This window comes from Salinibacter ruber DSM 13855 (assembly GCF_000013045.1).
Classification (GTDB): Bacteria; Bacteroidota; Rhodothermia; order Rhodothermales; family Salinibacteraceae; genus Salinibacter; species Salinibacter ruber.
Window position 1 is genome coordinate 2,454,863 of record NC_007677.1, and the last position, 12,848, is coordinate 2,467,710.

Here is a 12,848-nt window from a genome sequence, read left to right on the forward strand (position 1 = left end):
GCGACGATGGAACCCGTCTCGCCCCGCCCCGGTCCCGCGTAACGGAGGCAGTAATCTTTTCAGGGACCAGGCACTGGTGTTGTGAAGCGGATTCTATTCGTCTTTCTGGATGGGATCGGGCTGGGCCCGGCCGGGCCGGACAACCCGCTCTCGAACGACGCCGGCGCGGCCTTTCGGCGGCTGGCCGGCGGGGCGCCCTGGGTTCGGGGGCTCCCCAAGTGGGCCGCCCCCAATCACGTCGTCCGCCCCCTCGACGCCACGCTGGGGATGGACGGACTGCCCCAGAGCGGCACCGGACAGGCCACCCTCTTCACCGGCGTGAACTGTGCCGAGCGGGTGGGGCGCCACTTCGGGCCGTACCCTCACTCCGCCACCCACGACGTGCTGGACCACGAGAACCTCTTCCATCGCGTGCAGGGCCTGCCAGCGGTCCCCGACGGGGGCGTCGCGTTCGCGAACGCGTTTCCGCCCCAGTTCTTCGAGGCCCCGTCGCGGCGGTGGACCGTCACGACGCGCTGCTGCGCGGGGGCCGGCGTGCCGCTTCGCGACCAGGAGGCCCTCCGGGCCCGCCGGGCCGTGCCCGCAGACCTGACGGCGGAGGGGTGGCGGGACGCCCTCCAGCTCGACGTCTCCCCCCGCACCCCCGCCGACACTGCCCAAGCATTGTTCGACACCCACCGCAGTCACGCGCTCACGCTGTTCGAGTTCTTCCACACGGACAAGGTGGGCCACGAACGGATCGACCTCGCCCCGGGCGTGCTCCTGGAGCGACTGAACCGCTTCCTGGAACGGTTGCTCGACCTCCTCGATCCCGTCCAGGACACCCTCGTCGTGACGAGTGACCACGGCAACCTGGAGGACACCCGCCACACCCAGCACACCCGCAACCCCGTGCCGCTTCTGGCCTACGGATGGGCCGCGCCGCACCTGGCTGATGCTCGCACGCTGGCCGACGTGACCCCCGGCATCGTCGAGGCGTTCCGGACCGGACTCGACGGCCGGTGACGCGTCACCCCTCGGGCCCCTCCCCACTCGTGGTGATCTCCTCGACGAGGCGATCGGCCCCGTAGACCGTGCGGAGGGCCTCCAGGATGCCCCGCCCGTCGACCGCCACCGCCCGGGCGCCGTTCCGGCGGTACAGGTACTCGTTGGGAAGGGCCTCCATGTTGCTGTCGAAGACCACCCCGACGACTTCGAGGTCTTTGTTCAGCAGTGCCGACCCGGAGCTGCCGCCCGAGATGTCGACGGTGGAGACGAGGTTGAGGGGGGTGTCGAGGTCGATCGAGTCGACGGCCGTGGCCCACCGTGCAGGAAGCGACCACGCCTCCTCGTTGTGGGAAAAGTACCGGTCGTACAGCCCGTAGAAGGTCGTGAAGGGCGGGGCCGTCGTCCCGTTGTATTGGTACGCCCGCACGCGGCCGTCCGAGAGCCGCAGCGAGCGCGTGGCGTCCGGCGGAAACGTGGTCCCGTAGACCGAAAGCCGGGCCCGCGAGAGGCGCGCATTGAGGGTTCGCTCCGACGCCCGCACGTCCTGCATCTGGCGGTTCGTGTTCAGGAACATGGGCGCCAGCGCCTCGATGACCGGCACCGACGGGTCGTCGCTCTTGCGGTACCCCTCGTCGAGCAGAGTGAGGAACCGCGTCGAGTCCATCAGTGCACTTTTTTCCACCAGCCGGGCGGCCACCTCCTCCGGCGTGCGCGTCTTGAAGAGTCGCTGGACGGTGGGGTGATCGGCGCCGTAGGCCGACCGGATCTCCTCAAATTGTGCCACCAAGAACTCCTTTTCGAGCCCGGCGGGCCAGTCGGTTACCTGCTCGGCGTCCTCCCGAATGGCCTCCAGCCGATCAGGGGGCGCGCCGCGTGTGCGGAGGAAGTCGTAGTAGTACCCGTGAAGCGCCCGCACCAGAATCCGGGACCCGAGCTCCAGATTCGCGAACGTCACGAAGGCCCCGGCCTTCTCCGCCATCACGACCTTGGACTGCTGAAGGCCCCCAATCCGCTCCACGATCGTCCCGTACGACTGCCGCAACGAGTCGACGGCCCGGATGGAGTCTTGGAGGGCCTGGATCGCCGCGCCGCGCCGCGCGAGGAGGTACGAGTCGCGGAGCCCTCGGAGCTGACCCGTCTGCCCTTTGATCGTGTTCTCGATCGAGAAATAGGTATTTCGAAGGCCGTAGCGGTCGGACGAGTCGGGATTGCTGCGGATGTAGGTCTCGAGCAGGTCGCCCCGCGTCCGGAGGGCCTCAAGCCGATCGGGCAGCGCGTGGTCCCGCTGGTACTCGAGCTGCGAGACCATGTCGAGGCGACTCGTGGAGCCCGGGTGCCCCACGGCAAAGACCGACTCGTTGGGCTGGGCCCCCTCTGTGTCCCACGAGAAGTGGTGCTCGGGGCGGAGGGGCTCGCCCTCCGAGGTGTAGACCCGAAAGAAGGCCACGTCCAGCGCGTACCGGGGATACGTGAAGTTGTCCTCCGTTCCCCCGAAGTACCCGAGCTGCAGCTCCGGGGCCATCACGAGCCGGACGTCCTCGTACCGGCGGTACGTGTAGGCCGTGTACCGCGCCCCCTGGTACAGCGCCTTGACCTCCACGCGGAGCGAGCTGTCCCGCGTGCTGGCCTCGGCCGTCAACTGTTCTTGGAGCGACTGGACGCGCTGCTCGCGGGCCTGTGCCCCGGCCTCTCGCCCCTCGCGGAGCCCGTCGTACACCGTCCCGGTGACGTTCTCCGCCTCGACGAGCTGGTCGACATGCAAATCGGGGGCGCGACGCTCGTCGCTGCGGGCCGCCGCGTAGAACCCGTTCTTCAAGAGGGCCTCCCCGTCTCGACGGACGTCCGTGATGTGCTCCCGCGCGCAGTGATGGTTGGTCATCACGAGCCCCCTCGACGACACGAACGACGCCGAGCACCCACTGCCGAACCGAAGCGCGCCCCGCCGGGCCTTCGTGCGCCACTCGTCGTCGGGGGTGACGCCGTGGGCCTCCTGGAAGTAGGACGTGGGCAGGTTCTCGACCGTCCACATTCGCCCGCGGTCGAACCGCTGGGCCCGGACGGTGTCGGAGGGCGACGGGACCGACGCCGCCTCCGTGGCGGTCGCCCCCAGCGTGTCGTCCACGGACTCGGTCTCGTCGGGACGTTCCACGACGGGCACCGATACGGTGCCCCCGCTCCCCCCACAGCCCGAGAGGAGCACGGCCCCAATTCCCAATATTGCGACAAGACGCCAAACGGAAGTGCGCATGCAGATGGGTCTTACGACACAGAAGAGAATACGGTGCAACGCCGAAGCATGTCCCTCAGGGCGACCGGTCGGGCGAGCGGCCCCCGAACAGTTCGTCGACCAGCGCGTCCGCCCCGTACACGGCCGTCAGGGCCTCGCGCAGGCCGCGCACGTCCGTCCCCACGGTCCGCATCCGCTCCGGCAGGAAGAGGTACGCGCCCGCCACGCCCTGAATGTTGGGCCCCGCGGCGACCCCGACCAGCTCCAGGGATTGGTTGAGGAGCGGCGCCCCATTGTTACTGACCGCCCCGTCGACGGAGGCCACGAGGGTAAGGGGCGTCGAGCGGTCCATCCGTTCCCCCGCCTTGTGCCACCGCTCCGGGAGGGCCCAAGGCGTCTCCCCGCCAAACGCACGGTTCCGTTCGTAGAGGCCAAAGACGGTGGTGAAGGGCGGGGCCGTCGTTCCGTTGTACGGGTAGCCCCGGACGCGCCCGTCCGTCAACCGGGGGGCGGTGCCGTCCGTCAGCACGGGGGCCGACCGGGCGGCCCGACGGGCGTCTGCAAGACGCCGAGTGAGGCGGCGTTCGGCCCGCGTGAGGCCCCGCCACTGCTCGTGGAAGGAGCGGGCCCGCGCCCCGACCACGGCGGCCACGTCGGCCGCAGGGCCGTCGGTGGGGAACGCGTCCGTCCCGTCCCCCGAGGCCGACGCGAGCTGCTCGACGACCGAGGCGGCGCGCTCGGCGGGCGACTGTCCCCCGAGGAGCCGCCCCACGGCGGCGGTGTCCGGGCGGAGGTGCCGCCGGAGGGCCTCCAGCCGGGCGGCCAGCAGGGCGGTCTCGACCGGCCCTGACGAAGACTGAAGGGAGTCCGCGGCGGTCATTGAGGCGTGCGAGGACGCGGTGCGCGTCGGCGACTCCTGTCTTTCCTCCCGAAGCAACCGACGGTACGTGGACGAGCCGTGCGGCCCGCCCTCCGCGGCCCCGAAGGCCCGGTAGCCGGCGCCAAGCGTTCGTTTGGTGTTCTGAATCGCAGCCAGGCTGTCCAGCACCCCCCCGAACCGCCGCTGGAGGGCCGGGTCTCGGCGAAGGGCCCGCCGGAGCCGCTCGTCTCGCTGCGCGAGACGGGCCCGCACATACTCGTTCCGCAGGGCCTCCAGGCGCGCCCGGGTCTGTTTCAGGGCCCGCTTGGCATCACGGAGGGCACTGCGCTGAGGGGGGGACGCCTCGGTGGTATCGAGACGGGCTCGCAGGGCCTGGGCCCGCGTCTCCAGGCGGTCGCGCCGCGCCGGCAGCACCAGGTCCCGCCGCGTGGCGAGCTGCGCCGCACTCTCTGCCCGGTGGGGGGCCGTGGGCAGTCCGGCCGAAAACACGGCGTCTCCGGGGCGTGCCCCCTGCCCAGAGGGATCGAAAAAGTGGTTGGGGGCCAACGGCTGCCCCTCCGACGTGTAGATGCGAAGCAGTGCCACATCGAAGGCCGACCGCGGATACGTCAGCGCCGCGTCGGTGCCCCCGAATGCGCTGATTCGCCGGTCCGGCAGCAGGGCAACGCGCACGTCCTCGTGGCGCCGGTAGGTGTACGCCGTGTATGCGCCTTCCCCGTCGGCCGCCACCTCCACGTGCCGACCCGACTCGGCCTCCGTCTGGAGCCGCCCTTGGACCGCGGATATCGCGGCCGCCTTGGCGGTATCCTGTCGGGCCGTCCGCACCGCCGCCGTCACGTCGCTCGTCCGGACCAGGCGATCGGCGTGCAAGGCCGGCACGGCGCGCTCATCGGCGGGCCGCGCGGCCACGATGGCGGTGTCGCCTTGAGAATTGAGGTGCCGTCGCACGCAGCGGGCCGTCGTAAGGGCCAGCCCGTCCGCCGAGACCAGCGCCCCCGTGCATCCAGGGAGCCGCAGGACACTTCGGCGCAGGTGGGCCGCCCAGGCGCTGTCCACCTCCATCCCGTACCGACGCACAAGCCGGTCGGCCGGCGGCGCAACAAGGCTCCAGATTCGTCCCGCGTCCGACGCCTCCGCCACGACCGTGTCGCCCGGCGCGGCCGGGCCAAAGCGCGGCGCCCCCCGGTCCTGCGCCTGCGCCTGCGGCCCCATTCCGAGGCCGCCCCACAGCAGACTCGCCACGCCGATGATAAGTACGGAGCCTCGGAGCGTCATAAACCGGTGGGGGATCAGCAGCAAGCAGGGCAGGTGGATCGGACACGGCATCCGTACAGCCCGACACCAACGCGGATCCATAGGAACCTCGATCCCATGTTACGATTCCTATTTCTGGCAGCACCGATGCCCGACGTTCCGCATGCGAAAGTGGCGGAATTGGTAGACGCGCGAGACTTAGGATCTCGTGGGGCCTAGCCCCGTGGGGGTTCGAGTCCCCCCTTTCGCACAAGCAGAAGACGCCCCTCAGCGTTCGGGGCAGGGAGGCAGACGGAATGCTCCCAGTCCGTCCCTTGAAAGGGGCAGCGGGGGCAGCCGCCGACCTTGAGGTCGCGCCGCCCCGGCCCGGAGGGGACATCTCAAGCGGAAAGGCCCTGCCGGTCGAGAATCGCTCCGTTCGCGTCGAGGTCGTCGAGGTAGCGCTTCAGCTCGGACGAGTCGGTCGCCCCGGCAATCCGCCGGAACTGCCCCAGGCCGACCACCCGAAAATACAGGTCGGCCAGGTAGGAAGCGTCCGTCCACTCCAGGCGAACCGCCCGCCCACCGAGGACCTGTTCGGGGTCGTCGTAGAACGACTCGAGATGCTCACGGACCCTCGTCTCGGCATCTTCTCGGGCCAGTCCGAGAAAGTAGGAGAGATCGGGACGGCCCTCCCCCAGGTCGACGGCCTCGGGGACGGTTCCAAGGGTTCGGAAGGCGCGGGCAATCAAGGTGTCGGCGTCGCGGGTGAAGAACACGTAGTACTCCAGGTGAACCAGTGGGTCCGGCGGCAGGCCGTCTTCGGCCCGCCCCACCACGATGGCCACCGGGCGTCCCTTTCCGGGAACCCGAGGGCCGTTGCAGACGCGAAAGGTCGATAACGGAAGGTCCATCGGTGGAAAAACGCCTCCTATCGGGGCGTCGGCTGTGAGGGATTAGCGTGAGGAGGCCAGATCCGTGGCGGCGCAGACCGGTCCGGGTGCGGAAGTAGACGAACCGGGCCCCGAGCAGGGCCCGAAACGGGAAAAACAGCTCAGAACTCGCCGGAGCACGGCATTTCCGGAATCCGGCACGGGGGACGCAGGTTTGATTGACGCTGGCGGAACAGGTGCTCTTCTGCCCGTCACCCCCACCGAGACCAGGCCTACGGCACTGCGCATCTCAAACCCATCCCTTCATGGACGTCGACTACACGCTCCGGCACCGCAACCGGGGCACCCTGTTCAAAATCGCGCCCGAAGAGCTTCACCGGCGGCTTCGGTACCTTGATCAGAACGTTGAGGGCGGCGTCGCGGCCCACGAGCGCCCCGACACGCGGCCGGGCGTCGACGCGTCCGAGACGATTTACGTTCTGGACATGCTCAGTGAGCCCGCCGATCGCCTCGTCGCCATCGAGCGCCGGGACGAGGCCCGCCTTCAGGGCCATGCGTCCCTGATGTCGGAGCCGGCCGCGATGCCGGTCCCCCGCGGCGCGGAGGACCTGATTGCCTTCGCCGAGAAGGCCAAAAACGGCGGCAACTACAATGCGGCCAACGCGGCCTTCGCCCTCGCGCTTCACGCGTACTTTCCGAGCGTCACGTGCTCGCTGTCCATCCGGGAGCGCCCCAAGACCCCGACGGGCGACATGACGGACGGCTACTACGACCTCGCCTACATCCGGGACCGCGAGGAGGAAACCTGCATCCCCATTCCAAAACTGCAGGGGGCGGTGGCCTACTGGTTCGCGGCCCACGCCGACCGGCGGGAGCCAATCGACCACAACCGGGACACCTCGGGGGCAGGGCCGACCATCGCGGACCTGGAGACGGCGGTCGGGCCGGCGACGGTGCGGGAAGCGGCCCGGTCCATTCTGGACGATGACTTCGTGCGCGAGCGGTACGGAGCGTAGCGCCGCCGGTGTGCGGAACGGTCGGCGGTGCCGGCCGCGCTGCGGGCCGGCGGCCGGGCGCCACTCGGTCCTCTATGCGGCCGGCGCCTCGCGCTGCACCGCAACGTGGTAGATGGACGCCCCCAGCGTCTCGCCGGAATCCGCCCCGTCCACATCCATCTCGCTCTCGGCAACGGGAATGACCTTCCACTCCATCGTAAATTCGGAGCCGTCCTTTCGGTAGTTGGTCGCCCGGCCGTGAAAGACCTCTCCGGCCCCAAGCTTCCGGCCGAGGCGGTCCAGCACCTCCTGCTCGGTCTTGGGGCCCTGCAGGACCCCGGGCGTCTCCCCCATCACCTCCTCGGCCTCGTAGCCCGTCAGGTCCACGAACGCGTCGTTGACGTAGACGATCTCGCCGGGCTCCTCCGCACCGGAGGCACGAGTGATGGTGAGGGCGTTGAAGGAGTGGTCGGCCACGGCCGTCAGCAGGTGCCGGGCAAACGCGTCGGGGAGATCGGGGTCAAGCATACAGGAAGGAGCAACTGGGCAGATAGAGGGGCAAGCGCGCAACGAGAATCGGGGTTCGACCCTCGGGAGTTGTCGCCACGCGGCGCCTCCCGTACGGTTTCCTGCAGCGGTCCTCTGCCGGTGGATTTACCGTATCGGAAGATTCGTGGAGGCCAACGGCGGTACGAAGGGCTGCCCGAACGGTCTCCCCCCGGACCGAAAGGCGGACGGGAGTGAGGCCCGGCAGGCGGTGCGGAGTGCCCCACAGCGCAGGGGCGCGGCGAACAGGCTGGGGAATCCCGGCACGACCGCCACGAAAGGCATCCAGAAGCCCCAACCGGGCGAACTCACGCGCCCGAGAGGGTTTGAAGGGACCCACGGCACCCCTTTCAGCCAGACGCAGCGCTACCATGACGAAGCAAAACGGACACAGCGACTCTTCGGGCGGGTCTCAATCGGACCGCGACGAGTCGGGCCGCGACGACGTGGTCGGGCAAAGCTTTTCGAGTGAGCGCGTCCTGCTCGACGGGACGCACTTCGAGGACTGCACCTTCGACACCTGCACCCTCGTGTACGGGGGCGGGAAGCCCCCCCACTTTGTGCGGTGCGACTTTGCCGCCCCGCGGTTCGTGTTTGAGGACGCGGCCCAGAACACGATTCAACTCATGAGCGCAATCTACAACGGCATCGACGAGCGCATCATCGAAAAGACCTTCGACGAGATTCGGAAGGGATTCGGCCCCGCGTAGGACTGGTTTCCTCCGGGAGCGAGGATGGACTGCGGCAGCCTCGCCCAAACACCCGGTCGCGGTCAGGCGTCCTCGACAGGGTACTTCTTCTTCGTTTTCTCCAGCTTCGCCCCGAGCGCCTCCAGCGGGTCGATCCCCGTCCGCTCACAGAAGAGGAGGAGGGAGATCAGCACGTCCCCCACCTCGTCCTCGACCGCCTTCCGGCCCTCCTCGGACCGGAGATGTTCCGCAACGTCACGGTCGTCCTTCCACAGAAACTCCTCTTCCAGTTCGCTCGCCTCCACCGCCACGGCCCGTGAGAGGTGGCGTGGCGTGTGGTATTGGTTCCAGTCGCGGGCCTCGCGGAAGCGGGTGACTCGGGCGATGGCCTCCTCGATGGAGGCCGGGGGCGTGGGGGCATCGGGCATGAGGAATGTTGCGGCAACGAAGAAGCGGGTGCCTGGAACGATACAGCCCGCTCCCCCACTTGATCGCCCGCTGCCGTAACGAATTCACATCCCGGGGACGACGGACCGCGGCCCAGCAACGGAAGACGTGCCCTTGCCCCTGTGCGTGCCGCCGCAATGCCGGAATGGGGGCACGTTCTCGGCGCTCTCCGACGTCCCCCTCGGACGGCCGGTGGGATACGTTCTCGAAACCTCGCCGGGACACTTGGGATCTAGACGGACGATGTCCCGTGAGGGCTATACGCCTTCTTCATGCGCCCTCCGTCCATCCGGAAGACCGACGCCGATCTCGCCAGCGGGGTGGGACGTTGGTTGCTCGCTGTTGGCTCCCCGGGCTCGCGATCCGGGTTGTTCGCACTCACTCTCAATAGAGCGCCCCCGGTCCGATGTCGTCTCCGCCGGCCGTCAACACCCCCGCCCCCGCCGACGCGACCCAGTCGGCGGCGGACACGGCCCTGTTCGGGAAAGACCCCATGCCCCGCCTCGTGGACGTCCACCCGATGATGGACCGTCCGTCGAACGAGCCGGCTCGGGTGCGCGTCTACCAGCGGTCGGAGGACTTTGCCTCCATCCACGAGCAGGAGGACACCTTCTTTCCGTTTTTCTTCCTCTCCGACTTCTCGCTGCTCGCGGATCGGTACCGGAATGGGGACGTCCACACGGCCACGCCGCTCAACGGCGACAACTTCTACCAGTACCTGCTGACCTTCGAGACGTGGAGCGACTACTGGGACGCCCTCCGGCAGGTCGAACACCGATCGGACAGCGACCAGCAAGCGCCCGACGAGCTCTACCGGGTCGGGTCCCCCGCCCAGCAGTACCTCATGCAGACCGGGCGGTCGTGCCTTCTCGGCATGACGCTGGACGACCTGCACCGCCTGCAGCTCGACATTGAGGTGTACTCCGAGGGCAGCTTCCCCAACGCCGACCGCCCCGACGACAAGGTGATTATCGTGGCCCTCTCCGACAATCGGGGCTGGGACGAGGTGCTGCACCTCCGCGACGGGATCGGGGAGGAGCAGCTGCTCCAGGAGCTCGTCTATGTCCTCCAGGAGCGGGACCCGGACGTGATCGAGGGCCACAACATCTTCGAGTTCGACCTCGCCTACCTCCTCGACCGCTGCGCCCTGCACGGCGTCGACTTTGCCATTGGGCGCGACGGGTCGGTCCCCCGCACCTACGACTCCAGCATGCGCTTCGCGGAGCGGACGGTCGACTACCCGGCCGTCGACATCGTGGGGCGCCACGTCATCGACACCTACTTCCAGGTGATGTCCTTCGACGTGTTCAGCCGCGACCTCCCGGACTACAGCCTCAAAACGGCCGCCCGCTACTTCGACCTCGCCCCCGAGGAGCGCACCTACATCGAGGGCACCGAGATCGCCAAGGCCTGGCGCACCGACCGGGCGACGCTGCTGGAGTACGCGCTCGACGACGTGATCGAGACGAAGCGGCTGGCGGGCCACCTCTCCGGCTCCACCTTCTACCTCGCCCAGATGCTCCCGATGACCTATGGCTCGTCGGCGCGGCGCGGCCCTGCGGGCAAGATCGAGAGCCTCTTCGTGCGGGAGTACCTGCGCCGGCGCCACGCCCTGCCCCGCAGCGAGTGGGGCAGCCAGTCGATGGGCGGCTACACCGACATCTTCATCACGGGCGTCCTGGGCCCCATCGTCTACGCCGACGTGGAGAGCCTGTACCCGTCCATCATGCTCAACTACGACGTGCAGCCGTCCGGCGACACGCTGGACCTCTTCCCGCAGCTCCTGGAGCGGCTCACGGACCTGCGCCTGAAGACGAAACAGGACATGAAGGACGCCGAGGAGGAGGAAGTCCGCAGCGAGCTCGACGCACGGCAGAGCTCTTACAAGGTGCTCATCAATTGCTTCGACCCAGAGACAGAGGTCGTAACTGTCGATGGCATTAGGCACGTCGAGGAAATCGAGGTTGGAGACCGCGTCTACTCTCTCAATCCGGACACCGGCGCGGTCGAGATCAAGCCCGTCACAGCCACCCAGTCTCAGCACTACGCGGGCCCGATGGTCGAGATAAAAAACCAGCACACTGATTTTCTGGTTACCCCGAACCACCGGTTCCTAACACAGAGGTTCACGTCCGGTGAATACACGGACCTGGAGTGGGAAACGGCCGGCGACATGCTGGGGGACCGGATTCGTCGCCGTTTGCCCTCTCTCCGCTCACTTCCCGCTACTCAAGAGAGACCGGGTCCGATTTCTCTATCTGCCGTGTGCGATCGACTTGCGATTGAGCACAAAACAGGCCCGCGCGGCATCAAGGAGCTTCGTCGACAAGCACGCTGGCAGCCGGAAGAATACGAATTGACCGACTGGCTTCGCATTCTTGGGTGGTTCGCAACGGAAGGAACGCTCTACAAAAGCAAAGCGCGGCAGTATGAGAATGGAAATGTGCGCGGCGTCTCGTACCAGACGACCCTCTGCCAAAAAAACGACATAGGACGTTCTGAAATTGCGACCTTACTCAACCGGACAGGCATTACGTACAGCTCCGACCAGAACGACCACTCTTTCTGTTCGAAAGTGCTGTATGAAATCCTGGAGGCCGAGTGCGGATCGGACAGTTTCTCGAAGCACCTTCCCCCCTGGATCTTTCAGCTTGGGCCCAAGGACCTGAAGATTGTATTTGACACCTTGATGCAAGGGGATAGCGCCGCAAATGGGGATCGTTTCACAACCTCCAGCAATCAGTTGGCCGAAGATTTTATCCGCCTTGCAATGCACATAGGGCGTCGCGCCTTTCACATGCCGAATGATGGCAGCCACCGAATTCAAGTAAATACGGTTCGGGGCCAGCGCCCGACGATCAAGCCGAAGCATCGGCAACAGGTGGACTACGACGGAATGATCCACTGCCTGACCGTTGCTGACAACCACACGGTGCTCGCAGGGCGCAATCGTAAGTTCAACTGGACGGGTCAGAGCTTCTACGGCCTCCTCGGCTTTGGCCTCTCGGCCTTCAACGACTTCGAAGAGGCCGATCGCGTGGCGCGGACGGGGCAACAAATTCTGCGCCAGTTGATCGACGAAATCCGGGCGCGCGGCGGCACCGTGATCGAGGTCGACACCGACGGGGTCCTGTTCGTGCCCCCGGAGGACGTGCGGGGGGAGCAGGCCGAGATCGACTACACCGTGAGCCTGACGGAGGCCATGCCGGAGGGCATCCGCGTCGGGTTCGACGGGCGGTTCAAGAAGATGCTGTCGTACAAGAAGAAAAACTATGCCCTCCTCACCTACGACGACGAGTTGAAGTTTAAGGGCTCCTCCCTCATCTCCCGCTCCAACGAGCCGTTCGGGCGCGACTTCGTCCGGAAGGCCATCCGCCGCCTCCTCGACCACGACGTGGCGGGCCTGCACGAGCTCTACGTGGACACCCGCGACAAAATCGTCAACAGCGACTGGGAGGGCGTGGAGCGCTTCGCTCGCACCGAGACGCTCAAAGACACGCTGGAGCAGTACGAGGCCGACGTGGAGGCGGGCCAGCGCCCCCGCGCCGCCACCTACGAACTCGCCAAGGAGAAGCAGAACCGCACGGGCAAGCCCGTGAAGAAGGGCGACCGCATCACGTACTACATCACCGGCGACGACGCCACCGTCACGGCCTTCAAGCACTGCCGGCGGGCCGAGGAGTGGGACCCCGAGGATCCGGACGAGAACACCGCCTACTACTTGAAACGACTCGACGAGTTTGCGAGCAAGTTCGAGCCCTTCTTCGACGAGGCCGACTTCCGCCTCGTGTTCTCCCCCGAGGATCTGTTCGGCTTCTCCGCCGACGGAATCGAGATTCAGCGGGAGGAACATGCGTCCGACTACGCCGAGGATCAGGAGGATGTCCCTTTTTGATTTTGATTGGTGCTCGTATTGCGTATCATCACTTTTGATTGTGACGAAATACGGCA

General features: G+C 67.3%; 9 protein-coding genes and 1 tRNA gene. 5 read left to right on the plus strand and 5 right to left on the minus strand.

What is annotated here, in order from left to right; genetic code table 11:
* Positions 1–81 precede the first annotated feature (81 nt).
* A complete protein-coding gene (locus SRU_RS10475; RefSeq protein ID WP_011404721.1) occupies positions 82–1,005 on the plus strand; it encodes an alkaline phosphatase family protein in 924 nt (307 codons plus the stop codon).
* Between the two features lie 4 nt (positions 1,006–1,009).
* Here the strand turns inward: SRU_RS10475 and SRU_RS10480 are convergent, their stop codons facing one another.
* Entirely contained in the window at positions 1,010–3,235 is a 2,226-nt protein-coding gene (locus SRU_RS10480; protein ID WP_011404722.1) for a S46 family peptidase, read from the minus strand.
* 55 nt (positions 3,236–3,290) lie between these two features.
* Positions 3,291–5,369: a S46 family peptidase gene (locus SRU_RS10485; protein WP_237701716.1), complete on the minus strand. Its 2,079-nt coding sequence runs from the start codon at positions 5,367–5,369 to the stop codon at positions 3,291–3,293.
* A 144-nt stretch (positions 5,370–5,513) separates the two neighbouring features.
* Here SRU_RS10485 and SRU_RS10490 point away from each other — a divergent pair.
* A tRNA-Leu gene (locus tag SRU_RS10490) sits at positions 5,514–5,598 on the plus strand.
* A 130-nt stretch (positions 5,599–5,728) separates the two neighbouring features.
* Here SRU_RS10490 and SRU_RS10495 read toward each other — a convergent pair.
* A complete protein-coding gene (locus tag SRU_RS10495) occupies positions 5,729–6,241 on the minus strand; it encodes a hypothetical protein (RefSeq protein WP_011404724.1) in 513 nt (170 codons plus the stop codon).
* Between the two features lie 284 nt (positions 6,242–6,525).
* On the opposite strand from SRU_RS10495, the gene SRU_RS10500 reads away from it, so the two are divergent.
* Positions 6,526–7,236, plus strand: coding sequence for a hypothetical protein (locus SRU_RS10500; protein ID WP_237701717.1), 711 nt, complete (start codon positions 6,526–6,528; stop codon positions 7,234–7,236).
* A 72-nt stretch (positions 7,237–7,308) separates the two neighbouring features.
* Here SRU_RS10500 and SRU_RS10505 read toward each other — a convergent pair whose 3' ends face one another.
* Positions 7,309–7,743 carry a PAS domain-containing protein gene (locus SRU_RS10505; protein WP_103016011.1) on the minus strand — a complete coding sequence of 145 codons (435 nt, stop codon included), beginning with the start codon at positions 7,741–7,743 and terminating at the stop codon, positions 7,309–7,311.
* A gap of 389 nt (positions 7,744–8,132) precedes the next feature.
* Between SRU_RS10505 and SRU_RS10510 the strand changes: the two genes are divergently transcribed.
* Positions 8,133–8,471 carry a hypothetical protein gene (locus SRU_RS10510; RefSeq protein ID WP_112904373.1) on the plus strand — a complete coding sequence of 113 codons (339 nt, stop codon included), beginning with the start codon at positions 8,133–8,135 and terminating at the stop codon, positions 8,469–8,471.
* Between the two features lie 62 nt (positions 8,472–8,533).
* On the opposite strand, the gene SRU_RS10515 is transcribed toward SRU_RS10510, so the two are convergent.
* Positions 8,534–8,878 (minus strand): nucleotide pyrophosphohydrolase, encoded by a 345-nt coding sequence (locus SRU_RS10515; RefSeq protein ID WP_011404728.1) that lies wholly within the window; start codon positions 8,876–8,878, stop codon positions 8,534–8,536.
* A 425-nt stretch (positions 8,879–9,303) separates the two neighbouring features.
* Here SRU_RS10515 and SRU_RS10520 point away from each other — a divergent pair, with 425 nt between their 5' ends.
* Positions 9,304–12,792: a DNA polymerase domain-containing protein gene (locus SRU_RS10520; protein WP_011404729.1), complete on the plus strand. Its 3,489-nt coding sequence runs from the start codon at positions 9,304–9,306 to the stop codon at positions 12,790–12,792.
* Positions 12,793–12,848: the final 56 nt, after the last annotated feature.